Annotated in this window: 26 protein-coding genes; 9 read left to right on the top strand and 17 right to left on the bottom strand. The window is 70.6% G+C overall.

Annotated elements, in window-relative coordinates:
- Window positions 1-12 precede the first annotated feature (12 nt).
- The 5 genes from ACFWN2_RS30170 to ACFWN2_RS30150 all read right to left on the bottom strand — a co-directional run bounded on the left by ACFWN2_RS30170 (window position 13) and on the right by ACFWN2_RS30150 (window position 7,516).
- A complete protein-coding gene (locus ACFWN2_RS30170) occupies window positions 13-2,178 on the bottom strand; it encodes a DUF5682 family protein (RefSeq protein ID WP_382433094.1) in 2,166 nt (721 codons plus the stop codon).
- Window positions 2,171-3,256, bottom strand: a complete 1,086-nt coding sequence (locus ACFWN2_RS30165) for an AAA family ATPase (RefSeq protein ID WP_382433092.1) — start codon at window positions 3,254-3,256, stop codon at window positions 2,171-2,173. The genes ACFWN2_RS30170 and ACFWN2_RS30165 overlap by 8 nt, the downstream gene beginning before the upstream one ends.
- Entirely contained in the window at window positions 3,253-4,683 is a 1,431-nt protein-coding gene (locus ACFWN2_RS30160; RefSeq protein WP_382433090.1) for a DUF5691 domain-containing protein, read from the bottom strand. Before ACFWN2_RS30160 ends, ACFWN2_RS30165 begins: the two co-directional genes overlap by 4 nt.
- Before the next feature lie 463 nt (window positions 4,684-5,146).
- Window positions 5,147-6,310 carry an SWIM zinc finger family protein gene (locus ACFWN2_RS30155; protein ID WP_382433088.1) on the bottom strand — a complete coding sequence of 388 codons (1,164 nt, stop codon included), beginning with the start codon at window positions 6,308-6,310 and terminating at the stop codon, window positions 5,147-5,149.
- 33 nt (window positions 6,311-6,343) lie between these two features.
- Window positions 6,344-7,516, bottom strand: a complete 1,173-nt coding sequence (locus ACFWN2_RS30150) for a homogentisate 1,2-dioxygenase (RefSeq protein WP_382433086.1) — start codon at window positions 7,514-7,516, stop codon at window positions 6,344-6,346.
- 70 nt (window positions 7,517-7,586) lie between these two features.
- On the opposite strand from ACFWN2_RS30150, the gene ACFWN2_RS30145 reads away from it, so the two are divergent.
- Genes ACFWN2_RS30145 through ACFWN2_RS30130 form a run of 4 tightly spaced genes read left to right on the top strand, consistent with a single transcriptional unit; the run spans window position 7,587 to window position 11,381 of the window.
- Window positions 7,587-8,450, top strand: a complete 864-nt coding sequence (locus tag ACFWN2_RS30145) for a hypothetical protein (protein ID WP_382433084.1) — start codon at window positions 7,587-7,589, stop codon at window positions 8,448-8,450.
- Window positions 8,447-9,610: a fumarylacetoacetate hydrolase family protein gene (locus ACFWN2_RS30140; protein WP_382433082.1), complete on the top strand. Its 1,164-nt coding sequence runs from the start codon at window positions 8,447-8,449 to the stop codon at window positions 9,608-9,610. The genes ACFWN2_RS30145 and ACFWN2_RS30140 overlap by 4 nt, the downstream gene beginning before the upstream one ends.
- Window positions 9,610-10,242, top strand: a complete 633-nt coding sequence (locus ACFWN2_RS30135; protein ID WP_382433080.1) for an IclR family transcriptional regulator — start codon at window positions 9,610-9,612, stop codon at window positions 10,240-10,242. Before ACFWN2_RS30140 ends, ACFWN2_RS30135 begins: the two co-directional genes overlap by 1 nt.
- Window positions 10,239-11,381: a VWA domain-containing protein gene (locus ACFWN2_RS30130; RefSeq protein WP_382433078.1), complete on the top strand. Its 1,143-nt coding sequence runs from the start codon at window positions 10,239-10,241 to the stop codon at window positions 11,379-11,381. The genes ACFWN2_RS30135 and ACFWN2_RS30130 overlap by 4 nt, the downstream gene beginning before the upstream one ends.
- Here the strand turns inward: ACFWN2_RS30130 and ACFWN2_RS30125 are convergent.
- Entirely contained in the window at window positions 11,378-11,821 is a 444-nt protein-coding gene (locus ACFWN2_RS30125; protein ID WP_382433076.1) for a MarR family winged helix-turn-helix transcriptional regulator, read from the bottom strand. The two genes, ACFWN2_RS30130 and ACFWN2_RS30125, sit on opposite strands and share 4 nt — an antisense overlap.
- A 77-nt stretch (window positions 11,822-11,898) precedes the next feature.
- Here ACFWN2_RS30125 and ACFWN2_RS30120 point away from each other — a divergent pair, with 77 nt between their 5' ends.
- Window positions 11,899-12,744, top strand: coding sequence for an alpha/beta fold hydrolase (locus ACFWN2_RS30120; protein ID WP_382433074.1), 846 nt, complete (start codon window positions 11,899-11,901; stop codon window positions 12,742-12,744).
- On the opposite strand, the gene ACFWN2_RS30115 is transcribed toward ACFWN2_RS30120, so the two are convergent.
- Both ACFWN2_RS30115 and ACFWN2_RS30110 read right to left on the bottom strand, forming a co-directional pair.
- Window positions 12,745-13,203, bottom strand: coding sequence for a hypothetical protein (locus tag ACFWN2_RS30115; RefSeq protein WP_382433072.1), 459 nt, complete (start codon window positions 13,201-13,203; stop codon window positions 12,745-12,747).
- Window positions 13,200-13,664: a hypothetical protein gene (locus ACFWN2_RS30110; protein WP_382433070.1), complete on the bottom strand. Its 465-nt coding sequence runs from the start codon at window positions 13,662-13,664 to the stop codon at window positions 13,200-13,202. The genes ACFWN2_RS30115 and ACFWN2_RS30110 overlap by 4 nt, the downstream gene beginning before the upstream one ends.
- Before the next feature lie 88 nt (window positions 13,665-13,752).
- On the opposite strand from ACFWN2_RS30110, the gene ACFWN2_RS30105 reads away from it, so the two are divergent.
- The 4 genes from ACFWN2_RS30105 (at window position 13,753) to ACFWN2_RS30090 (ending at window position 17,285) form a co-directional block, all read left to right on the top strand.
- Entirely contained in the window at window positions 13,753-14,517 is a 765-nt protein-coding gene (locus ACFWN2_RS30105) for a DUF2470 domain-containing protein (protein WP_382433068.1), read from the top strand.
- A 73-nt stretch (window positions 14,518-14,590) separates the two neighbouring features.
- A complete protein-coding gene (locus ACFWN2_RS30100; RefSeq protein WP_382433317.1) occupies window positions 14,591-15,289 on the top strand; it encodes a CPBP family intramembrane glutamic endopeptidase in 699 nt (232 codons plus the stop codon).
- Window positions 15,290-15,436: 147 nt separating this feature from the next.
- The gene (locus ACFWN2_RS30095) at window positions 15,437-16,624 is read left to right on the top strand and encodes an arginine deiminase (RefSeq protein WP_177229569.1); all 1,188 of its coding nucleotides are present in this window, start codon (window positions 15,437-15,439) and stop codon (window positions 16,622-16,624) included.
- Window positions 16,625-16,724: 100 nt separating this feature from the next.
- Window positions 16,725-17,285: a ferritin gene (locus tag ACFWN2_RS30090; protein WP_382433066.1), complete on the top strand. Its 561-nt coding sequence runs from the start codon at window positions 16,725-16,727 to the stop codon at window positions 17,283-17,285.
- 69 nt (window positions 17,286-17,354) lie between these two features.
- Here ACFWN2_RS30090 and ACFWN2_RS30085 read toward each other — a convergent pair whose 3' ends face one another.
- The 9 genes from ACFWN2_RS30085 to ACFWN2_RS30045 all read right to left on the bottom strand — a co-directional run bounded on the left by ACFWN2_RS30085 (window position 17,355) and on the right by ACFWN2_RS30045 (window position 23,851).
- On the bottom strand, window positions 17,355-18,485 hold the full coding sequence (locus tag ACFWN2_RS30085) for an RNA polymerase sigma factor (RefSeq protein ID WP_382433314.1): 1,131 nt from the start codon (window positions 18,483-18,485) through the stop codon (window positions 17,355-17,357).
- A gap of 2 nt (window positions 18,486-18,487) precedes the next feature.
- Window positions 18,488-18,895: a YciI family protein gene (locus ACFWN2_RS30080; protein WP_382433064.1), complete on the bottom strand. Its 408-nt coding sequence runs from the start codon at window positions 18,893-18,895 to the stop codon at window positions 18,488-18,490.
- A 105-nt stretch (window positions 18,896-19,000) separates the two neighbouring features.
- On the bottom strand, window positions 19,001-19,579 hold the full coding sequence (locus tag ACFWN2_RS30075; RefSeq protein ID WP_382433062.1) for a hypothetical protein: 579 nt from the start codon (window positions 19,577-19,579) through the stop codon (window positions 19,001-19,003).
- An 84-nt stretch (window positions 19,580-19,663) separates the two neighbouring features.
- On the bottom strand, window positions 19,664-20,227 hold the full coding sequence (locus tag ACFWN2_RS30070; protein WP_382433060.1) for a hypothetical protein: 564 nt from the start codon (window positions 20,225-20,227) through the stop codon (window positions 19,664-19,666).
- A 130-nt stretch (window positions 20,228-20,357) separates the two neighbouring features.
- Window positions 20,358-21,146 carry a hypothetical protein gene (locus ACFWN2_RS30065; RefSeq protein ID WP_382433058.1) on the bottom strand — a complete coding sequence of 263 codons (789 nt, stop codon included), beginning with the start codon at window positions 21,144-21,146 and terminating at the stop codon, window positions 20,358-20,360.
- A gap of 2 nt (window positions 21,147-21,148) precedes the next feature.
- A complete protein-coding gene (locus ACFWN2_RS30060; protein WP_382433312.1) occupies window positions 21,149-21,670 on the bottom strand; it encodes a SigE family RNA polymerase sigma factor in 522 nt (173 codons plus the stop codon).
- 92 nt (window positions 21,671-21,762) lie between these two features.
- On the bottom strand, window positions 21,763-22,101 hold the full coding sequence (locus tag ACFWN2_RS30055; protein WP_382433056.1) for a DUF952 domain-containing protein: 339 nt from the start codon (window positions 22,099-22,101) through the stop codon (window positions 21,763-21,765).
- Between the two features lie 45 nt (window positions 22,102-22,146).
- Entirely contained in the window at window positions 22,147-23,082 is a 936-nt protein-coding gene (locus tag ACFWN2_RS30050; RefSeq protein ID WP_382433054.1) for a DUF5926 family protein, read from the bottom strand.
- Window positions 23,083-23,110: 28 nt separating this feature from the next.
- Window positions 23,111-23,851 carry a glycerophosphodiester phosphodiesterase gene (locus tag ACFWN2_RS30045; RefSeq protein WP_382433052.1) on the bottom strand — a complete coding sequence of 247 codons (741 nt, stop codon included), beginning with the start codon at window positions 23,849-23,851 and terminating at the stop codon, window positions 23,111-23,113.
- Window positions 23,852-23,862: the final 11 nt, after the last annotated feature.

Raw genomic sequence — 23,862 nt, 5'->3', positions numbered from 1 at the left:
CTCCTGGTGCGGTCACGCCTCTGGGATCGGCGCTTCCGGCGGTCGTGAAACTCCGGCCAGCAGGCCTCGGACGTGCGCGGCCAGGCGTTCGGCGATCTCCAGGTCCCACTCGTCGCCGGCGGCCGGTTGTGGGGTCTCGCCCGCTACGACCCGTTCGCCGAGGAGCCGTCGTTCGGCCGGGGTGAAGTCGGTGACCGCTCGGCGGAGCAGGGGCAGGGCGTCGTCGAACGCCTCGCCGCGCAGGCCGCTCAGCCACTCGTCGATGAGGCCGAAGAGGCGCGGGTCGGCGGCCAGGAGTGTCGCGCTGCCCCGCAGGAAGCCCGCCACGAACGCCGTGGCGACGCTGCGGTGCAGGCGGGCGGCCACGTCGTCGCTGGTCAGCTCGCCCGCTTCCCAGAGCAGGCGGGTCGCCCTGCCGGTCGGGAGGCCGTGGGCCTCCGCCTTGACCAGGGCGTGCAGGGCTCGCCACCAGGTCTTCTGGTGGTCGTCGTCGGCGGCGAGGCGGGTGGCCTCGTGGGCGCCGTCAACGACCTGCAGCGCGTGTTCGGCGGTGTCGTCGTCCACGTTGCGGCAGGCCAGCGGGAGGCCGACCGCGCCTCGGGTGAGCAGGCCGTGCAGGGCGACGCGCAGCAGTTCCGGGTCGGTGCCGCGGACCGAGCCGTAGCGGACCGTCCTGGCCAGGTCGGGCAGTGCGGCGAGCAGTTCGAGGGCGTCGGTGGCCATCGCGGCGCAGCGGTCGAGGGCGTTGCGGGCCTCGTTGACGGCCTTCGGCAGCTCGCAGCCGACCGACTTGGTCAGCGTCGCGGCGGCGTCGGCCACTCGCTGGGCGTCTTTTGCCGCCTGGGTCAGGACGGTCTCGGCCGCCGTGTGGACGGTGGTGCCGTGGCGGGCGGCGACCGCGACGGACACGGCGAAGACCGGGTCCCAGCGCAGTTGCCAGACCTCGGCGAAGGTGCCGATGGAGTTGGACCTGTCCTGCTTGCCCCACGGCACGCCGAGGACTTCCAGGCGTTGCAGGAGTTTCGAGCGCTCTCGGTCGTTGTCCTTGCGGAGGTCCAGCTTGAGCTGCTTGGGCTGGACGTCCGCGGGGAGGCGGAGTTTGCGTTGCAGGCGCTGGAGGTCCGCGGCCAGCGGGGATCGCGGGACGGCCTCGCCCACCTCGCCGAGCCGCTCCCCCACGACGAGCTTGCGGTGGACCAGCCGGAGGTGGATCTCCTCGCCGCCGCAGAGGACGGCGAGCGCCGCCTCGTTGACCTCGCTCAGGCCTGCTGAGGGGCGTTCTCTCAGTGCCGCAAGGGTTTCCGCGAGACGCACGGCTTCCACGGCGCTCGCGGTCGAGGCCGGCAGGTCCTCCTCGCGCAGCACGGCCGCGGCCTTGGCGAACCAGCGCGGGACGACGTCGGCCTGGTGCTGCCAGAGGTGCGCGTACCAGCCGGGCGAGTCGACACCGGCGCCGTAGCCCGACTCAGCGGCCAGCTGGCCGTGGCTCCACGGGACCCACGTACCGGAGATCTTGCGGCGGCGCAGGCCTTTCAGCAACGCCGTGTCGCTGGCGACCGTCGGTTTGGTGAGCAACGCCGGTACGTGCCACGCGCCGCAGACGACGACTATCGGGCCGTCGGTCTCCTTGCGCGCCTTGCGGATCGTCTGACGCATGAACGCTTCTCGGCGCAGAGTGCGTTCGCCTACTTCGGCCTCGAACTCCTTGCGCACGGCGACCATGGCCTCGGCGATGGCGTCCGCGAGGTCGAGCGGGTCGGACGCGCTGTGCTCGACGACGTCCTCCCACCAGCGTTCCGGGTCGTCGAAGCCCGCGGCCTCGGCGAGCAGGCTGATGGGGTCTACGTTCCCGCTCGGGCCGTCGTCCCCGATCGACGCCGCCGCCGGCAGGTCGAAGAAGCGCGCTGTGGCGTCGTTCTCGTCGGCGTAGCGCAGCGCCTGCCACTCCGGGGAGAACTCGGCGAACGGCCAGAACGCGGCGTTCTCGGGTTCCGTCTCGTCGTGCAGCAGGATCGCGACCGGCGGCGTGAGGGCGTGGACGTGGTCGAGGAGCGCGTCGGCCTCCGGCGGCCCCTCGATGAGGATCACCGCCGGTCGCACCTGTTCCAACGCCCGCTGGACCATCCGGGCCGACCCGGGACCGTGGTGCCGGATGCCCAGGAGGACGGGCTCAGTCACCGCTGGCGTCCAGGCAGGCGCGGTAGAGGTCGCGCCACTCGGAGCGCTCCTTCAGCACCGTCTCCAGGTACTCCTGCCACACCGTCGCGTCGGACACCCTGTCCTTGATCACCGAGCCGATCAGGCCGCTCGCGAGCTCGTCGGCGCCGAGCGTGCCGTCGCCGAAGTGGCCGGCGAGCGCCATGCCGTTCGCGATGACCGAGATCGCCTCGGCCGTGGACAGGCTGCCGCTCGGCTTCTTCAGCTGCGTTCGACCGTCCACAGTGGAGCCGTTGCGCAGCTCGCGGAAGATCCGCACGACACGGCGCACCTCGTCGAGCGCGGGCGGTTCGGCCGGCAGCTGCAACGCCTTGCCGAGCTGCTGGGCGCGGGTGATGACGATCTCGACCTCGGCGTCCTCGGTCGCGGGCGGCGGCAGCACCACGGTGTTGAAGCGCCGCGCGAGCGCCGACGACATCTGGTTGACGCCCCGGTCGCGGTCGTTGGCCGTGGCGATGACCGTGAAGCCCGGCACGGCCTGGACCTGCGTGTTCAGCTCCGGCACCGGCAGCGACTTCTCGCTCAGCACCGTGATGAACGAGTCCTGCACCTCGGACGGCATGCGCGTCAGCTCTTCGACCCGCACGACCGCGCCCTGCTGCATGCCGCGCATGACAGGGCTCGGCACCAGCGCGTTCTCGCTCGGGCCCTCGGCGATCAGGCGGGCGTAGTTCCAGCCGTAGCGGACCTGGTCCTCGCTCGTGCCGGCCGTGCCCTGGACCACCAGCGTCGAGTCGCCGGTGATCGCCGCCGCGAGGTGCTCCGACAGCCACGACTTGGCCGTGCCGGGCACGCCGACGAGCAGCAGCGCCCTGTCCGTGACCAGCGTGCCCACGGCGACCTCGACGAGACGGCGCGCGCCCACGTACTTCGGCGTGATGACGGTGCCGTCGGGCAGCGTGCCACCCAGCACGTAGGTGACGACGGCCTGCGGGGACAGGCGCCAGTTCGGCGGCCGCTGCCGGTCGTCCTGGGCCGCGACGGCCTCAAGCTCGGCGGCGTACTGCTGTTCGGCCGTCGGCCTGAGCACGGCGGTCACTGTGCCTCCTGGGGCGGTTGCGGTGGTGCGAACGATTCGCGCAGTCGGATGCGGAGGCGGAGGACCTCCAGCTCCAGGGAGTTCTCCGGCCAGCGGCGGGTCAGAGCCTCCCAGCTCTCCCCGAGCAGGTCCGCGTCACCCCTGGCGAGCAGCACGGACGGCGGCCGCCCCGCCCGCCAGCGCGGGTCGGGCAACGCGGCGTACCGGTGCAGCAGCGCGCGGGTGGTCTCAGGCGACCACGGCGCCGGGAGCTGAGCACAGGCGTGGTCGAGCAGGTCGTAGTGCCAGTTCTTCGACACCGCCACGACCGCCAGCTCCGCGACCTTGGCGGGCAGCGCCGCCAGCATCTCCAGCTGTTCCATGCCGGTCAGCGTCTCGGCGGCCGCGACGGCCCACGGCCGCGGGTCCTTCGCCGCGCCGAGCTGGTCGGCGACACCCCTGAGCAGCGCCCCGGCCCACGGCCCCCTGCGGAGCATCCCGGCGGCCTTCTCGTCGTCGGCCTTGAGCGTCGACGTCCAGTACGACGGCGGCACGCTCGCGGCCGCGGCCCGGATGCGCCCGGCGATGCCCTTCTCGGACCCGTCCCGCATGAGGTCGCGCAGCTCCGCCTCGTCGGGCGGACCGGTCCACAGGTCGTCCGGCCGCACGTCGAGCCCGTCCGGGGTCAGCCGCAGCCCGTGGCGCAGCCGGTGGGCGGCACGGGCGGCGAGCCGGGTGCGCCCCAGGTGCCTCAGCAGCCGGAGCGCCTCGTCGTGCACGCCCGCGGCCTTGTCGTCCAGCGCCGCCTCCAGGAGCCGTTCGTCCTGGAGGTTGAGACCGGTCTCCAGGGCGCTGATCAGCACCTGGCGGTCGGACGACCGGCGGGACTCGACGAACTCCCGCGCGATGAACGCCCCGACCTCGGCCGGGTTCGCCTTGCGCTTGCGGCGCAGCGCGCGGACGCGTTGGGCGCTGGGCAGGTCGAGGATCTCGTCGAGCGGCACCTCGTCCACGAGCGGTGTGGCGCCGCTCGCCCAGGACCAGCCGGGGCGGGTGCTCGCGAGCCAGCGGCCCCTGGTGCCGAGGACCTCGACCACGGCGGCACGCAGGCCTGGGCGGGCGGTGCCGAGGGCGAGCAGGGCGGGGAGCATGCGGTGCTCGGCGACGACGTTGCCGGCCTTGGCGAGGGCGCACCACTCGGTGAGCAGGACCTCGTCGTCGAGGCTCATGATCGCTTCGAGGACGGCCTTGGCCGCCGGTCTGGGGAAGTCGGCCGGCTCGGGCGGGGCCGGTGGGAGGGGGTCGGTCTGCGCCTCCTGCGGGAGGGTGGCGCCGAACGCGGCCACGCCCAGGGCGGCGCAGTCGGCCAGCAGGGTGGTGGGGTCGCCGCCTCCGCGGGTGGTGCCGATCAGGAGGTTCTGGACGGTCTGGGACCAGTCGGCCTTCACGCCGCCACCTCCGGGGTGGGGAGGGGGGTGCGGGGAGGCGCCGGGGTGGTGCGGAGGTGGGTGGGGGGCGTGGGCGGGGTGCGGTCGGGGCGAGCGAGATGGGCCGCCGGGAAGCCGGGCATGGGCGGGGTTCGGTCGGGGCGAGCGGGACGGGCCGCCGGGAAGCCGGGCGTGGGCGGGGAGCCGTGGAAGCGAGCGAGATGGGCCGCCGGAAAGCCGAGCGTAGGCGGGGTCCGGTCGAGGCGAGCGAGATGGGCCGCCGGAAAGCCGGGCGTGGACGGGGTGCGGTCGAGGCGAGCGAGATGGACCGCCGGAAAGCCGGGCGTGGGTTGGGAGCCGTGGAGGCGAGCGAGCAGTGCCGCCGGCAGGCCTCCGTGGGAGTGGTGGGGAGGCGCGGCCGCGGTGCGCGAGGCGCGGCGGGTGGGCGTGGCGAGTCGCGGTGCGGCGAAGCGAGGCGGCGCGGTCATGCGACCACCTCCAGCGTGCCGTCGATCGACACCGCGCCCAGCCGCAGGGCGTGGCCGTCCCACAGGCCCCACGCGTCGAACGGCACGCCGCCGCTCAGCGCCAGCGCCATGTCCAGGCCCGTGTCGTCGCGGACCGGCAGGCCGTGGCCCGAGGTGTCGACCAGCGCCCCGCCGTGCAGCCGGACGGTGGCGCAGCCGAGCGGGAAGAGGCGTTGCCACGGGTCGGCCACCAGCATCGGCTCCAGGGACGACAGGGCCTCGCGCCACGAGGACGGGGCGGGGACCGGGTCCGGGGCTCGGGAGCCCTCCAGCTCGCCCAGGGCCACCCTGTCCGAGGCCGGGTAGGGGTGGACCAGGGCCGAGGACTCCAGGCCGTGCGGCAGCAGCGGCACGGGGGCGCCGACGGCGGAGTGGCGGATCGCGACGACCCAGCGGGACGTCTGGCGGCCCCAGCACCACTGGCGGACCGTGCGGACCCTGCCGTCGTCGGTCTCCAGGCGCAGCAGGGCCACCCAGCGGTCGGAGATGCCCGGTGCGGCCCGGACCGTCTCCTCGGGGATCGTGACGCCCAGGCGGGAGCGCGGTTGCACGAAGCACAGCAGGTGCAGGCCGCCCAGGCGGTCGGCGACGTCCGAGGTCCAGCGCGGGCCTGACCTCGAAACGATCTCCTGGATCTCGAAGACGGCCGCCGCGACGCCGGGGACCTGGGCGTCGATCATGCGGGCCGTGAACGCCTGCCACCACGAGGCCGGGCGGCCCGGCAGGGAGGCGATGCCGGCGGAGGCCACGTCGAGCAGCCAGTCGCGCAGGCCGTCGATGCCGGACGACATCGCGGAGGCCCTGTTCGCCGCCGTCTTCTCGCGGGCGCGCAGACGGCGGGCCACGGCCTCGGGCGACGAGTCGAGCTCACGGGTCGCCCGGCGCTCGGTCCACTCCGCGACCCACTCCGGCGGCGCCGCGTCCGGGAGGTCGAGCTCCTGCAGCGAGACGGCGTGCTTGCACGGGAACTTGCGGGACGGGCAGGTGCACTTCGCCGAGCCCGCGGCCAGGTCGACGCACACGCGGTACGGCAGGGAGCCGGAGCCCGTGTAGAGGCCCCACAGCACCGGCAGGGCCTTGCCCAGGCCCTGCCAGCGCGTCGGTACGGCTCGTGTCCTCACCAGACCAAAGTAGCGAGGACCTCCGACAGAAAATCAGGCCGGACCGCGTCGGGCCCACGTCCACGCGTAAGCCGGGTCCTCACAGGCCTCCGCGGCCTCGCCCAACTCCAAGGGGCGGAACGTGTCCACCATGACCGCGGTCTCGTCGAAGTAGTCCACTCCGAGCGACGCCTCGACCGCTCCCGGCTGCGGTCCGTGCGTGCAGCCGGACGGGTGCAGCGACATCGAGCCGACGCCGATGCCAGAGCCCTTGCGCGCCTCGTAGTTGCCGCCGACGTAGAACATCAGCTCGTCCGAGTCGACGTTCGCGTGGTTGTACGGCACCGGCACGGCCAGCGGGTGGTAGTCGACCTTGCGCGGGCAGAACGAGCACACGACGAAGTTCGGGCCCTCGAACGTCTGGTGCACGGGCGGCGGCTGGTGCACGCGGCCGGTGATCGGCTCGAAGTCGCGGATGTTGAACACCCACGGGTACAGGTGGCCGTCCCAGCCGACGACGTCGAACGGGTGATTCGCGTAGGTGAAACGAGTGAGGCCCGCCCGGTGCCGCACGAGCACGTCGACGTCGGTCCCGTCGACCAGCAACGGCTCCACCGGACCGCGGATGTCCCGCTCGCAGTACGGCGAGTGCTCCAGGAACTGGCCGGCCTTCGACAGGTAGCGACGAGGAGGCCCGATGTGCCCGGTCGCCTCCAGCACCAGCACCGACATCGGCGACGACGGCACCACCCGGTACGTGCACGAGGTCGGGATCACGACGTAGTCGCCGTCACCGACCTCCAACGCCCCGTAGATCGTCTCGATGACGCCGGAACCGCCCTGCACGTACAGCAGCTCGTCACCGAAGGCGTTGCGGTACAACGGCGACGGCACGGTGGCGACCACGAAACCGATGGTCACGTCCGGATTCCCGAACAGCTTTCGGCGCCCGGTCACCGCGTCGACCTCGTCGGACGCCCAGGTCAGGTCCTGCGTCTTGAACGCCCGCGGCTTCAGCGGCAGGTTCGGCGACACGGACCCGCGCTCGTCCTTCACCGTCTCCGCGTTGACGATCGCGGTGGGCAGGTGGCGGTGGTAGAGCAGCGCCGAATCGGCCGAGAACCCCTCGACCCCCATGAGCTCTTCCGCGTAGAGCCCACCGTCCGGTTTGCGGAACTGGGTGTGGCGCTTTCGGGGGATCTCCCCGACCTGGCGGTAGTAAGCCATGACCTCTCCGAGGGCGTTCGACTATCGGACATCTTTGTTCACTTACCGATACCCAGCTAGCGTGTCAGCCGTGTCAAGCGCTGTCGAACTCCGTGCGCCCGGTCCGCGCGGTACTCCGCCCCTGCTCGCGAGGCTTGTGGACGATGCCGCGCTGTTCCCTCCGGGGAACGCGTCGATGCCCGACGCGGTGCGCGGTCACCTCGACGGACGCGTCGGCGAGTGGTCCGGCGTCATGGGCCTCTTCCTGTGTCCCGCCTCGCGTCTCGCCGAACTCATCACCGAACTCATCAAGGTCAAGCCACCGAAGCCGATCGCGCTGAGCCTCGTCATCGACACGGGTCTCGGCGGTGTGCCGAAGGCCGTGTCCATCGTCGAGAGCCGCAGTGAGCTCCTCGCGCTGCGCATGGTCGAGATGCCCGCACCGTCCGATGTGGACGAGGTGTGGCTCGAACGCGTGTCGGAGTTCGTCCCGGAGGACGTCATCCGCGTCGTGGAACCCCGCCGCGGTGGAGCCGAGTGGCTCGACGGCGTCCGCAGGGTCATCGAGCACGGCAGCTGGCCCAAGCTCCGCTGCGGAGGCCTGAGCCAGGAGAACTTCCCGAGCGTCGAGGAGGTCGGTGACTTCCTCAGCGTCGTCAGCGGCGGCGGCGTCGCGTTCAAGGCGACGGCGGGCCTGCACAAGGCCGTCCGCTACACCGACGAGCAGGGCTTCACCCACCACGGCTTCCTGAACCTCCTCGTGGCCACCGCTCGCAGCCTGAGCGGCCGCGACGTGCGCGAGGCGCTCGCGAGCACCGACGCCGAGGCTCTCACCGCCGAGGCCAAGGCGCTCAGCGACCAGGCCGCGCACGCCGTCCGCGGTGTGTTCGCGAGCTACGGCTCGTGCTCGCTCGCCGAACCTGTCGCCGACCTCGAGGGGCTTGGACTGCTGTGAGCTGGATCAGCGACCCGAACTTCACCGAGGACCAGCCGTTCGGACCGCAGACCCTGCCCTACGGCGTCGTCGACGGGGGCGTGGCCGTCCGCGTCGGCGATCAGGCTCTGCTCCTCAAGAGCCTCGCCCTGGGCAAGTGCAGCGAGTTCGTCCAGGGCGACTCGCTGGACCCGCTGCTGGCGGCAGGACGCCCGATCTGGAGCGTGCTGCGCGCCAAGCTGAGGGAGATCGTCCAGGCGAGCTCCGCCCCCAAGGGCGCCGAGCTCGTCGGGATCGAGTCCGCGAGGCTGCCGTTCACCGTCGGCGACTACGTGGACTTCTACTCCAGCAGGCACCACGCGGAGAACGTCGGCAGGATGTTCCGCCCCGACGGCGACGCGCTCACGCCGAACTGGACGCACCTCCCGATCGGCTACCACGGCCGCGCGGGCACTGTGTACGTCTCGGGCACGGACATCAAGCGTCCCAACGGCCAGAAGCGCGGCAGTGAGGGCCCGAAGTTCGGTCCCTCCGAACGCCTCGACATCGAGGCCGAGGTCGGCTTCGTCTGCGGCGGTCCGAAGGCGGCCAACGTGAGCACCAGCAGGGCCGCCGAGCACGTCTTCGGCGTCGCTCTGGTCAACGACTGGTCGGCGCGCGACATCCAGGCGTGGGAGTACCAGCCGCTCGGGCCGTTCCTCGCCAAGTCGTTCGCCACGTCGATCGGCGCGTGGATCACGCCTCTCGAAGCGTTCTCAGTTGCACGCGTCCCCACGCCGCCGCTGCCGAACAAGCTGCACGACTACCTGACCTGCGACCAGCCCTGGGGCCTGGACATCACGATCACCGTCGAGCTCAACGACACGATCGTCGCGAGGCCTCCGTTCCGGGAAATGTCGTGGTCGTTTGTGCAACAGCTGGCGCACATGACGGTGAACGGGGCTACGGTGCGCCCAGGTGATCTGTTCGCCTCCGGCACGGTCTCGGGACCGGAGAAGAACGAGCGCGGCTCGTTCCTCGAACTCAGCTGGGGCGGCAAGGAACCGTTCAAGCTCGACGACGGCTCCACGAGGTCCTTCCTGGAGGACGGCGACACGGTCAGGCTGACCGCGACGGCTCCCGGTGAAGGCGGCTCCGTGGTCGGTCTCGCCGAGGTGGTGGGCACAGTTCGGAGTGCGTGATGGTCGGAGCGACGAAGGAGAGTTCGCTGACCCTGGAACGGGGTCTGGCGCTCCTCCAGGCTGTCGCTGAGGCGGAGTCCGAGGCACCGTCGATCTCGGAGCTCGCCGTGGCGATCGGCGCGTCCAGGGCCGCGGTCTACCGGCTCCTCGTCCCCCTCCAGGCGCGCGGTCTCGTGCGCAGGGAGGGTTCGAAGGTCCGGCTCGGCCTCGGCGTGCTGCGCCTCGCCTCCAACGTGCTGCCCCAGCTGCGGATGGCGGCCAACCCGGCGCTGCGCGAGCTGGCCGAGAAGGTCGGCGCCACCGCGCACCTGACGGTCGCGGACGGCAGCGAGGCCCAGGCCGTCGCCGTCGTCGAACCGTCGTGGACCGCTTTCCACGTGGCGTACCGGGTGGGATCGCGCCACCCGGTGCACCGCGGGGCGGCCGGCAGGGCGATCTCGCACCCGAACGAGCAGTGGGTCGTCTCGGCCGGTGAGCTGCAGCCGAACGCTTACGGCGTCGCGGCACCCGTGCGCGGCGTACCCGGCCTCAGGGCGTCCGTCGGTGTTGTGGCGCTGGAGAAGCTCGACGCGGACATCGTCGGCCCTCACGTCGTGCGTGCGGCCGAAGAAGTGGCGGCAGCTCTCCGATGAGCGATGAACGGCTACGGCGCTGGCGGCTGCTCCTGGGCCCGAGCGCGGAGGACGTGTCCGATCTCGACGAGGACGACCAACGGCGTGATGGCGCGCTCACGGGCCTGTACGGCGGCGGTGGTGATCGCGGTGCCGGCCTCGGCGCCAGCTCCCCGCAGCTGCACCGCTGGCTCGGCGACGTCCGCAAGTACTTCCCCACGTCCGTCGTGCAGGTCATGCAACGGGACGCGGTCGAGAAGCTGGGCCTGAAGCAGCTGCTGCTCGAACCCGAACTGCTGCAGTCGGTCGAGCCGGACGTGAACCTCGTCAGCACCCTGCTGCAGCTCTCCCGCGCCATCCCCGCCCGCACCCGCGACACCGCGAAAGCCGTGGTGCGCAAGGTGGTCGAGGACATCGAACGGCGCCTGCAGGACCGGCTGGTCGAGGCCGTGCGCGGCGCCGTCGACAGGTCGAGGCGCACCCGCCGCCCGCAGCTGCCCGACGTCGACTGGGCGACCACGATCAGGGCGAACCTCAAGAACTACCAGCCGCAGCACAGGACCGTGATCGTCGAGGACCTGATCGGCCACCGCAGGCGCAGCCGGGCCTCGGCGATGCGGGACGTCGTCCTGCTCGTCGACCAGTCGGGTTCGATGGCGGAGTCCCTGGTGCACGCGGCGGTCCTGGGTTCGGCGCTCGCGAGCATCCGGTCGATCTCGACGAAGCTCGTCGTGTTCGACACCGAGGTCGCGGACCTGACCGACCAGCTCAGCGACCCGGTCGACCTGCTGTTCAGCGCCCAGCTCGGCGGCGGCACGGACATCAACCGCGCGGTCGCCTACGCGCAGACGCTGGTCCGCAGGCCCACCGACACGGTCGTCGTGATCATCAGCGACCTCTACGAGGGCGGTTCGGAGACCGAGCTGCAACGACGGGTCCGCGAACTGGTCGCGAGCGGCGTCACGGTCGTGAACCTGTTGGCGCTCAGCGACTCCGGCACGCCCGCCTACGACCACGAACTGGCCGCGAAGCTCTCCGCGCTGGGCGCGCCCGCGTTCGCCTGCACGCCGGACAAGTTCCCCGAGCTGATGGCTGCCGCACTGCGCAAGGACGACCTCACGCAGTGGGCGGAGTCCGAGGGCATCGCGACGGGGCGTTAGTCCGCCAGCGCGTCCGCGAGCAGCTCCACCGTCCTCGCCAGGTCCGGCAGCAGTTCGGCGGGAATCCTGTCGAGGACCCGGTTCCGCGCGCTGGCCAGGTACGTGGGCTGCGCCGCACGCATCGTCCGCACGCCTTCCTCGGTGACGATGGCGTCGTTGCCGCGCGCGTCCTCGCCGTGCCGTTCCTTGCGCACCAGGCCGTGCTTGGCCAGTCCGTCCACGACCCTGGTGATCCTGGACGCGGTCAGCCCGGCGGCCGAGGCCAGCGCGGACATCCGCAGCCGCCGGTCGGGCGCCTCGCTGAGCAGCAGCAGGACGGCGAACTCGGTCATGGTCACGCCGGTGCGGGACATGTCGTCCTCCAGCGTGCGGGGCAACGCGTGCACCAGCCGCCCCAGGCTGCGCCAGAGCTGAAGTTCGTCGTGGTTCAACGCGTCCATGCTCTCAGCTTACTTGCCTGGGCAAGCAATGAAGAGTATTTCTTGCTTGGGCAAGCAAAACCGAGGAGCTGATGGACATGACCACTCCCGCACCCGCGCCGAAGGGCTTCGAACACGCGTACGCCGAGGTCAACGGCGTGCGCCTGCACTACGTCATCGGAGGTGAAGGACCACTGGTCGTGCTGGTGCACGGCTGGCCGTTCAGCTGGATCGAGTTCCGGGAACTGCTGCCGTTGCTGGCGGCCAGGGGGTATCGGGTGCTCGCGCCGGACCTGCGCGGTTCCGGCGACTCGGCGATCCCCGCCGGGCACTGGACCAAGCAGGACGAGGCCGACGACCTGCACGCGCTGATCCACCACCTCGGCCACGACGAGGCGTACGTGCTCGGCACCGACGTCGGCACGATGACCGTGCACGCCTGGGCCCAGCGGTACCCCGAGGACATCACCCGGCTCGTGCTCAGCGAGTGCTACCTGCCGGGGTTCGGCCTGGAGGAGCACTTCGCGGCGTGGTGGCACTTCGGGTTCCAGGCGATGAGCGAGTTCGCCGCCGAGGTCGTCAAGGGCAACGAGGAGCAGTACGTCAGCTGGTTCTGGCAGATGATGATCGGCGGCGGCATCACCGGCGACGACAAGACCGACATCCTGCGGACGCTCACCCGGCCGGACGGCATGCGCGGCGGGTTCGAGCACTACGCCTCGATCCCCGAGGACGGCAGGAACGCCCGCGCGGGCATCAAGATCGAGGTGCCGGTCCTGGTGCTGCACGGCGAGAACGGCCTGCCGGCGCACATCCTGCTGGAGGGCGCCCGTGAAGCCGCGACGGACGTGCGCGACGGGCTGGTCCCGGACGCGGCGCACACCTACGCCGCCGACAACCCACCGGCCACCGCGGACGTCCTCGACCGCTTCTTCACGGCCTGATCAACGGTCGATGACCCGGCCTCGGGTGAGGAACGCGAGGCCGCGCGTCATCGCCACGACCCGTCCGCGCTCGTCCGGTCCGGCGATCCAGATCCTGCCGGTGTGCCGGACCAGGACGCGCGCCCGTTCGGGGAGTTCGGGCAGCCGCAGGTTCTTCTCCGAGTCGGCGACGCTCAGGTACGCCTGCCGCCCGATGCGCCTGCCCGCCACGAAGCTCACCGACACCGGTCGCCACGGGAACCGCTCGATCAGCTCGACGGTGCCGCGCCGCTGGAAGAAGTGCCGCAGCCCCGGTGCGGCCAGCTCCAGCACCACCGGCACCGACAGGACGATGAGCCAGATCCAGCCGATCAGCAGCACGAGGCAGAGCACGGCGAGACCGAACACGATGTGGCCTGCGGCGCGCCGATCTGCCCGCGCGAGGCAGGTGCCGCTCCAGTTCTCGATCATCGTCGTCATCTGGCCACGCGCGCGGGGATCAGGCGCGGCACACCGCGGAACGTCACGACGGTGTTCCCCGCCGAGTCGGGCGGCACGAACCACGCGCGCTTATGACGTGCGATCCGTCCGCGCAGGAGAGGACCGACGCTCAAGGTCAGCAACAGAGGCGGTGACGACAGCACGACCAGACGCCCTCCCTCCCACTGCACATGAGCGAAATGCCACGGTTCACCTTCCGGTAAACGCACAGGACGCCGACGGGTGACCACCCAGAGCACGGCGGCGGCGAAGAAGAGCAGCACCAGTGCCACCGGCGAGGACCACGACCACACCAGGACCAGCACGAACTGGAGCACGAAGGCCGCGCCGGCGGCGATCGTCCACACCAGGGCACGTCTGCTCGCCCGGTCTGCGCAGTGCCGGGTCCACCGATCGTCGAGCGCCGTCACCTCGGTGGACGGCTTGTTGGGCACGACCACCTGTCCACCGTACAGGTGATGTTTCTGGTGCTTCCCTTCCCGAGCGAAGCTAAGTTAGGCTTGCCTAACCTTCCGAGGAGGTGGAGCGGTGACCGACACCCAGACCAAGCGCCCGCCGGCGCCGCACGCGGCGGAACGCGCCCGCACGATCGCGGCCCGCCACGGCTCGGCCGCACTGCTTCCTCAGTCGGGCTCCCGCACGAGCCCGCTGTTCCACCACGTGCACCCGTGCGGCACCACGATCCTGCTGCTGGCCGACGAGCACCCGCTGGTCGGCCAGCTGTGGCAGACCCCCCGGGCCGAGGTGACGGCGATGCTGGAGATCGCCGACCAGGCGCCGGTGGCGTTGCGCGAACCCGTCCGCGGCCTGCTGTGGCTGACCGGCTGGGTCACGGCCCTGGACGGCAAGGAGGCGCGCGACGAGATCCTCGCCGTCGCCGACGTGCGTCCCGACCACCGGCTGCTCGACGCGGGTCACGGCGCCTCGGTGCTGCGGCTCACGCCGGCGTCGATGGTGATCGCGGACGCCGAGGGCACGTCGTCGATCAGGCCGGAGCAGTTCGCGAGCGCGGCGCCGGACCCGTTCTGCGGCAACGAGGACAACTGGCTGCGGCACCTGGAGGCCGCGCACCACGACGTCGTCGGCCAACTCGCGCGCCACCTGCCGGAGGAGCTGCAGAACGGCCACGTGCGGCCGCTCGGGCTCGACCGGTTCGGGCTGCGGCTGCGGGTCGAGGCCGAGTGCGACGACCACGACGTGCGGATCGCGTTCTCCAAGCCCGTCAGCACTCCTCAGGAACTGGCGGCGGAACTGCGCAGGTTGATGGGCTGCCCGTTCCTGTCCCAGAGGTAGCCTCGCGCGGGTGACCTTGATTCCCGCTGACGAGAAGCGCGGTTACCAGCTCGAACTGCTGATCGTCTTCAGCATGACGCTGGGGCTGTCCGGTCTGCGCAGCCTCGTGCGGCTGATCGACAGCCTGCTGCAGCCGACGCCGCTCAACCAGCAGTCCGTCGCGATCAACGTCCCGCAGGCGCGCGCCGACCTGCTGGACCTGGTCGCGCAGCTGCTCGGCGTTCTGCAGCTCGCCGCGTGGGGCGGGATCGGGCTGTACCTGTTGTGGCGCACCGGGATCAAGCTGCGCGTCATCGGGCTGGACGGCACCCGCAAGCTCGCGGACTCGCTGGGGGCCCTGGGACTGGCCGCGATCATCGGCATCCCGGGGCTCGCGTTCTACTTCGCCGCCTGGGCGCTGGGGCTCAACCTCGCCGTCCAGCCGTCCACTTTGGACAACCAGTGGTGGATGAGCGTGGCGTTGATCCTCGCCGCCGCCGGCAACGCGTGGGCGGAGGAGGTGCTCGTCGTCGGGTACCTGATCACGCGACTGGAGCAGCTCGGCTGGCGGCAGTACACGGCGCTGTTCGCGGCAGCCGTGCTGCGCGGTTCGTACCACCTCTACCAGGGCTTCGGCGGGTTCGTCGGCAACCTGGTCATGGGGCTGGTCTTCGGCTTCTACTGGCAGCGCACCAAGCGGTTGTGGCCGCTGGTGATCGCTCACACGATCCTCGACGTCGTCGCGTTCGTCGGCTACACAATGTTGCGCGGCAAAGTCAGCTGGTTGCCCTAACAAATCGTTGCTCGGATCCGGATTCACATACGATTCATTGCCTGTTGAAGCTCACAAGCGGCGATTTGTGCTGTTCGGGGTTACGCTCGACCGGTGACTGCGCACACGATCGCTGAGACCGAAGCACTTCCGGACGCCGCGCCCCGCGTGGACAGCGAGGTCGGCCCCTTGCGCACGGTGCTGCTGCACCGGCCGGGCAACGAGCTCAAGAGGCTCACCCCGCGCAACAACGACCAGCTGCTGTTCGACGGGGTGCCGTGGGTCGGCAGGGCCCAGGAGGAGCACGACGCGTTCGCCGCGACGCTGACCTCGAAGGGCGTCGAGGTCCTGCTGCTGGCCGACGTGCTGGTGCAGGCGCTGGAGGACAACCGCGCGCGCATCGCCGGCATCCACAGCGCCGTCAACGAGCGCCGCCTGGGCATCGACCTGGCCGACGCGCTGCGCAGCCACCTCACCTCGCTGCCCGCGCCGCAGCTCGCGCAGGTGCTGATGACCGGCATGACGTTCGAGGAGCTGCCGGCCGCCGAGGGCGCGTCTCTGGTGCGCAAGATGCACCTGCCGATCGACTTCGCCGTCGACCCGCTGCCGAACCTGCTCTTCACACGCGACTCGTCGGTCTGGGTCGGCGACCGCGTGGCCATCACGTCGCTCGCGCTGCCCGCCCGCGACCGCGAGACGACGCTGACCGACCTGATCTACGCCTACCACCCGCGGTTCCGCCGCACGGGCCGCGCGTACGGCGCGCACTCGGCGCCGTTGGAGGGTGGCGACGTGCTGCTGCTCGCGCCGGGCGTCATCGCGATCGGCGTCGGCGAACGCACCACCCCGGCGGGCGCGGAGTCGTTCGCGCGCTCCGCTCTCGCGGACGGTCTCGCGCACACGGTGCTGGCGGTGCCGATCAAGCAGGAACGCGCCACGATGCACCTCGACACCGTCTGCACGATGGTCGACCGCGACGCCGTGGTGATGTACCCGGCGATCAGCGACTCGCTGACGGCCTACCCGCTGCGGTCCGACGGTGACGGCGGCGTGCGCGTGGACGGACCCGTGCCGTTCCTGGAGGCGGCGGCCGAGGCGATGGGCATCGAGCGGCTGCGGGTGATCGACACGGGCCTCGACGTCGTCACCGCCGAGCGCGAGCAGTGGGACGACGGCAACAACACCCTCGCCGTGGCGCCCGGTCTCGTCGTCGCGTACGAGCGCAACGTCGAGACGAACGCGCGCCTGGAGGACCAGGGCGTCGAGGTGCTGCGGATCGCCGGTTCGGAACTGGGTTCCGGCCGCGGCGGACCCCGTTGCATGTCGTGCCCGATCGACCGCGCGCCATTGGTGTAGATCGTTAGGAATGCCTAACCTTTGTTTGGTTCACCTTTCCAAACAAAGGTTAGCTTTTCCTGGAATGCGGGAATAGCTGTTTTGGGTTAACGTACTCCCCATGGCCTCGAACGTGAAGAAGATCCTGTCCGGAAAGTCGAACTTCCGCGAGCTCCTGCGGGCCCAGGTCGGCAACGAGTTCTCCGCTTCGCAGCAGTACATCGCGCTCGCCGTGTGGTTCGACAACGAGGACCTCCCGCGCCTCGCATCGCACTTCTACAAGCAGGCTCTCGAAGAGCGCAACCACGCGATGATGATCGTGCAGTTCCTCATGGACAACGACATCCCGGTCGCGATTCCCGGTGTCGAGACGCCGATCAACGAGTTCAAGTCCCCGCGTGACCTCGTCGCCCTCGCCCTGGGCCAGGAGCAGCAGGTCACCGACCAGATCATCGCGCTCGCGAAGGCCGCTCGCGAGGAGAGCGACTACATCGGCGAGCAGTTCATGCAGTGGTTCCTGAAGGAGCAGGTCGAGGAGGTCTCCTCGATGAAGACGCTCCTCACGATCATGGACCGCGCCGACGGCAACATGTTCTACGTGGAGACCTTCCTCACCCGCGAGAGCGTGGGCGACGAGGGTGGCGACTCGGGCGCCCCGACCGCCGCGGGCGGCAAGCTCTGACTTTTCTCTTCGCACGATTGAGTGCCTGATCACAAAGGTCCGCCTAACCCGTTCGGGTGGCGGGCCTTTTCAGTTGTTGAGCCGCGCGGCCTGTCGCGTGAGGTATTCCCGCTCCGCCAGGTTCGACGCTTTGTCCGCCGCTTCGACGTAGAGCCGTGCGGCCGTTCGACGGTCGCCGTCGCGTTCGTGGAGGTATGCCGACACCGCCGAGTAGCGGGGCAAGGAATCGTCAAGTTCCGCCAATGCCTTCAGCCCCGCGCGCGGTCCGTCGGCCTCGCCCACGGCCACCGCGCGGTTGAGCCGGACGACGGGACTGCCGGTCAGCTCCAGCAGCTCGTCGTACCACTCCACGATCTGCACCCAGTCGGTCTCCTCGGCCACGGGTGCGTCCGCGTGCAGCGCCGCGATGGCCGCCTGCGCCTGGAACTCCCCCAGCCGGTCCCGCGCGAGTGCGGCCTGCAGGACCTCGACGCCCTCGGCGATCAGCCCCGTGTCCCAGCGGGAGCGGTCCTGCTCGGCGAGCGGCACCAGCCTGCCGCCGTCCGTGCGGGAGTCGCGGCGGGCGTGGTGCAGGAGCATGAGCGCGAGCAGGCCGGCGACCTCGGGGTGGTCGATCGCGGCCGAGAGCTGCCGGGTGAGCCTGATGGCCTCGGCGGCCAGGTCGACGTCGCCGGAGTAGCCCTCGTTGAAGACCAGGTAGAGCACGCGCAGCACCGTGGCCACGTCGCCGGGCTGGTCGAACCGCACGTCGCCGACCGTCTTCTTGGCCCGGCTGATGCGCTGGGCCATCGTGGCCTCCGGCACCAGGTAGGCCTGGGCGATCTGGCGCGTGGTCAGTCCGCCGACGGCCCGGAGCGTGAGCGCCACCGCCGACGACGGCGTCAACGACGGGTGCGCGCACAGGAAGTAGAGCCGCAACGTGTCGTCGGCGTCCTGCGCGGGGCCCTGCTCAGGTTCGGCGTCGACGAGGTCCTCACGCCGGCGCCGCGCGGTGTCCGCCCTCGTCGCGTCGAGGAACTTCCGCCAGGCCGCCGTGACCAGCCAGCCCTTCGGGTCCCGCGGCGGATCGTCCGGCCAGACGCGGACGGCCTCGACCAGCGCGTCCTGCACAGCGTCCTCGGCCGCCGCGAAGTCGGCTCCGCGGCGGACGAGGATGCCGAGCACGGCCGGCGTGAGGCTCCTGAGCAGCGCCTCGTCCACCGTCACTCCGTGATCGTCGGCGCGTTGCCGTAGAGCGGACGGAGCTCCAGCCACTCGTGGATCGGCATGCCGTCCTTGCCGGGAGCCGCCGACAGTTCGCCCGCCAGTTCGAGCGCGCGCTCGTAGGTGTCGGTGTCGATGATCATCCAGCCGGCGATGAGGTCCTTCGTCTCCGCGAACGGACCGTCGGTGACCGGCGGCCGCCCCTCACCGTCGTAGCGGACCCACGTGCCCTCCTGCGCGAGCGCCCGCTCGTCGACGAACTCGCCGCTGGCCCTGAGCCGGTCCGCGAAGTCGTTCATGTACTTGATGTGCGCGGTGATCTCGTCCTGGGACCACTGGTCCATCATCACGTTGTTCACCGGCTCAGGGGCGCCGCGGTAGTGCTTGAGCAGCAGGTACTTCGCCATCTCTGATGTCTCCCTCGGTGCTGGTGCGACCCATCATGGTCACGTTCCACCTCGGGGACGGAGCCGAAACGCGGATCTCTACATCGCCGGCGAAGAACTTTTCGCTCAGCTGTGGCAGTCCTGTCCGTTGATGTTGAGGGCGGCCGAACCGACCTTGCCCTCCACGTCGAGGGAGAAGTGGAAGTAGGCGTTCGGGTTGCCGTCCGGCGCGGCGGTGTAGGCGGTGCCGTAGGAGTCCTTGAGATTGGTGTACTCGGACTTGAGCTTCGCCTCGGTCACGCCCTGCCCGACGCCGTCGGACGACATCTGCGAGGTGAAGAAGATCGACGAGACGCCCTTCGCCCTGGAGATGTAGACCTTGCCGCCGGTGCCGATGACGTCGTGGAAGCTGCATGGCGCGTTCGGCTCGCCGTAGAGGTTCGGGCCGACCAGTTTGGTGTCGAGCGCCTGCTGGAGCGTCATGCCGAGCTTGAGTGCGCCGTAGCCGAACGAGTCGATCACGGGCTTGACGGGCGGTGCGATCGGCTTGGTGACGGTCTCGGTCACCACCTCGGTGACCACCGGGGTCGACGGCGCGGTGGTGGTCGTGGACGAGGTGGGCGGGGCCGCGGTGTCCGGCGTGGACGTGCAGGCGGCCAGGCCGAGTGCGGCGGCGATCGTGACGAAGGCGAGCGAGCGGTTCATTTCGTGTCCCCCCAGGGATGTCGTGACGTGCGGGTACCGTGCCCGCCCCACCCCCAGCGGGGCGGGCACGGTGGTTCGTGAGGCTCAGAGGTCGGCCATGTCGCAGTCGGCGCTGCCCGAGCCCAGCTTGATGAGGATGACCTTGTCGGTGTCGGCGAAGTGGTCGAGCTTCGTGCTGCCGATGAACGCGTAGCCGGCGTTGTCGTCGACGGGCGCCGACCAGCCCGCGCGGTACTCGGAGGCGCCCTGGTAGACGGCCTTCACCTCGGCGAAGGTCGAGCCGACCCCGATCCCCTTGGAGGTCCTGGCGTCCAGCGGCAGCGTGATCCGCACGACGCCGTGCTTCTTCGAGATCGCGACCTCGTCGTCGGCGACGCAGATCGCCTCGTCGTTCCAGGTGAGGTCCGTCAGGCCGGCCGCCCGCGCCTCCTCCAGCGACATGCCGAGCTTGAGGGCGCCGTACCCGAGGCGGCCGTCCACCTCCGCGGCCGGTTGCGGAGGGTTCGTCACCGTCGCGGTCACGACCTCCGTCACCACCTCGGCGGGCGGGGTGGTGGGCGAGGCTTTCTGCTCCGGCGCGGGAGTGGACGTGCACACGGAAAGACCGAATGCGGCGACAATGGTGACGAGTGCGGCAGAGCGCTTCATTTCTTCCCCCAGAGAAGTTCGTCCTGAACATCTCTAAAGACGCCCGCACGCGATTCCGGTTGCGAGTCAGTCAATCACAAGAAGGTAACGCCACCAGCGCTGAGCTGCGGGTATGCCAAATCCAGGCCGGTCACCCAGACGCACAGTCGTAGGCGGCCGACCAGAGGAAAACAGTGGTGACCGTGGTCCCATCACTTTCGAAGACATACGACCACGGCGGAGACGCAGTCATTTGCACCGTGACGCTGGAACCGCTTTGCGTCGCATTGGCGTAGGCGGTTTTCACGTCGTTCACCGTCGAGCCCGCACCGACGTTCTTCGGTGTCCTGGCGTAGCTCGGCATCGTGATCCGCACGATTCCCTTGGCCGGCGAGACGATCACCGCGTTCGGATCGGGCACCGACTTCGTCGCGTACGCCTTGCAGCGGTTCTCCGCGTCGGCCGGACTCGATTCGAGCAGCGATCCGGTCGCCAGCGCCTCGGCCTCGGACATGCCCAGCGCGAGCGTCCCGTACCTGCCCGGCAGGGACTCCGGCGTGGGCGGTGTGGACGACCGGTTCGAGCTCGGTTTGCCCGGGTTGCCGGTGCCGGGTGAGCTGCCACCCGTGGGCGGCGGCGCGTTCACGGTCTGGGTCACCGTCGACACGACCGTGCTGGTCGACGGTGACGGCGGGGGCGCGGAGGCGCTTGTCGTCAGCAACGCGCCTGTCGTGTCCTCCGACTTCAGCGCGTTCAGCTGCGTCAACCCGACACCGGCGCCGACCAGGGCCACCACGACGAACGCCCCGGTGACGGCCGTTCGTCGGCGGCGGCGCCGGCGCGCACCGCTGACGACCGCTTCCACCGCGACCGGTTCGGAGTGGACGTCGAGCCGGTCATCGCTGAAGAGCCTGCGCAGGTCGTCGTCGAGATCGTCCACGGTCACTCCTTTCCCAGGCGTGTTCGAAGGGTCGCCATCGCCTTGCTGCTCTGGCTCTTCACCGTGCCGCACGAGATCCCGAGCGCGTGCGCGATCTCGGCCTCGGAGAGGTTCTCGTAGTAGCGCAGCACGATCACCGCGCGCTGCCGTGGCGGCAGTTCGCGCAACGCCTGCCAGAGCGGTTCGTTCTCGAGCCTGCTCAGCTCCGGCGCCACGGCCCCGCTGTCCGGGAAGTCCGCCACGAGACGTTCGCGGCGGCGCCGGCGCCAGATGCTGATGTGCGTGTTGGCCATCGCCCGCCGCACGTACGCGAGCGGGTCGTCCCCCTTGCCCTGCACGGAGACCCAGCGCGAACCGACCTTCTCCAGCACGGCCTGCACCAGGTCGGCGGAGTCGTGCGGATTCCCGGTCAGCGCATGGCCGTACCGCAGCAGTCCGGGCATGGACATGCGTACGAACTCAGCGAAATCCCCCACGGTTTCCGCTCTTCCCCCACCACGTTCGGCGGCTGTCCCCAGCTGCAGCACCGCCGTCACGGCACGCTCCCTCCCCCAAAGCAGCGAACTGGCTTCGAGGGGGTTCACGCTTGAGCGCGCCGAACGGTTGCCCCACTAAATCACAGAACGGCAACGGCTTCCGGCAGAACGAACGAGCCGTCGGGGCGGGTCGGGAAGTCGTGTTCCTCGACCACCGCTGCGACCGGGATCGGCCCGTAGACGTGCGGGAACCACAGCGGCGAGTCCGGCACGGCCTCCCACCGGACGGGCACGTCGAGCAGCTTCGGGTCGATCACGAGCAGCAGCAGCCCGCTCTGCCCGAGGAAGAACTTGCCGGCCGTCACGTGCACGACTCCGCGGTCGGAGCAGTGCACGAACTCCTCGCCCTCAGCGGGGGCGATGGAGCCGGCCGACCGGGCAGCAGCCCAGCCGGCCTCCGTGATGATGTGCAGCAGCACTTATCCACAGCTCCCTGTGCACAACTATGTGGACAACCCTGTGGACTACCGCAGGGTGATCTGGCGTCCCCGCAGGCCCTCGCGGGCGCGACGCTCGGCGTCGGACAGCTGCTCGTCGGAGGCCAGCGCCTCCAGCAGCCGCTTGCCCAGCGCCTCGGCCGGCTCGGCCCACTCACGGGCGTGCATCTCGCGGTCGAGGTCCCAGACCGGCACGAGCAGGCCGTGCGCGCGGAACGAACCGGCGTAGCGCGAGCCCTCGCCGAGGTCGAGCTCGCCGCGCGCGGACAGGCGGGCCATCGCGTCGAGCAACTTCTCCTCGGGCTCCGGGCGGACCCAGCGCAGGTGCGCCTTGTCGCCCGCGTCGACCCAGTAGGCGGCCTTCACGCCAGGGGCGTCGAGGCGCTCCGTCGGCAGGATGGCGGCGTTCGCGCGTTCCAGCGACAGCGCGACGTCACCGGTCGGCTCGGTGCCCTCCGGCATCCACCAGATGAAGTCGGTGTGCAGCACGGGCGTGAGCTCGGCGTCGGCGTCGAGCAGGTCCTGCAGACGGCCGGGGTTCTCGCCGGCGTCCGGGCCCACGACGGGCAGCACGTCACCGGTCTTCGCCTGCTGCGCCCACTGCAGCGCCCGCGCCAGGTCGCGGCTGATGTCGCCGGAGCGCGTCTGCACCTGCAGGCCCACGAACGGCACGTCGTCGCCGCGGATCAGACCGGCGGCGGCCATCGGCAGCACGGTGGCGAGCGTGACCTCACGACCGTCCTTGGTCGGCAGCTTCACGATCGCCGACGGCACGAACTCGCGCAGCGCGATGAGCTCGCACTCGGCGGCGAGGCCCTCGAACGGCCGGGACACGATCACGTCCGTCGCGCCGCCGGGTGCGCCGTGGCAGGCCTTGTAGCGCTTGCCGGACCCGCACGGGCAGGGCTGCTTCGGGTTGATCCCGTCCTTCGGTGCGTCCTTGACCGCGGTCCGCTTGGCCACCTTGGCCCTCCTCGTGCTCAGGCGTGTTCTAGGTCGCCAAGTTAGCCGTCAGCAGGCGGCGGGTGTTCGCCGGGGCGTTCGTCGCGAGGTAGCGGACCCCCAGGTCACGGCACAGTGCGACGTCCTCGGGGGTGTCCACGGTCCACACGTAGGTCTCGTGACCCGCACGCCTCGCCCGATCGACGTAACCGGGGTCGTTGCGCAGCAGGTGCACGCCCGGCCCGGTGTAGTCGGCGAACGGCGGCAGCGCGCCGCTCCTCAGCCTGCCGAGTCGGTCGAGCAGCAGCACCGTGCGGATGTCCGGCGCGTGCTCGCGGAACGCCTTCACCGCGGTCGCCGAGAACGACATCATGACGATCTGGCTCGCGAGTCCGTGCCTCTTCAACGCCTCGGCCAGCTTGCGCTCGATCTCGTTGCGGTACCGGACCGGGTGCTTGGTCTCGACGAAGAGCTGCACGTTCGTGCCCTTGACCAGCTCCAGCAGTTGGTCGAGCAACAGCAGTTCGGCCGGCTGGCGATGACCGTGCCAGCTGCCGTAGTCGAACTTCCGCAGCTCTTCGAGCGTGAGCGCGCTGACCGTGCCACGACCGTTCGACGTGCGTGCGAGCGTGCGGTCGTGCACACACACGATCTCGCCGTCCTTCGTCAGCCGGACGTCGCACTCCAGCCCGTCGGCTCCCTCTTTCAGGGCGAGTTCGTAGGCCCCGATGGTGTGCTCGGGACGGTCGGTGGACGCGCCTCGGTGCGCGACGACGGCTGGCTGCTGCACATGCCGAACGA

Origin of the sequence: Lentzea sp. NPDC058436, assembly GCF_042721515.1 — a bacterium.
GTDB lineage: Bacteria > Actinomycetota > Actinomycetes > Mycobacteriales > Pseudonocardiaceae > Lentzea.
This window is presented reverse-complemented; position numbering and strand designations above follow the sequence as displayed.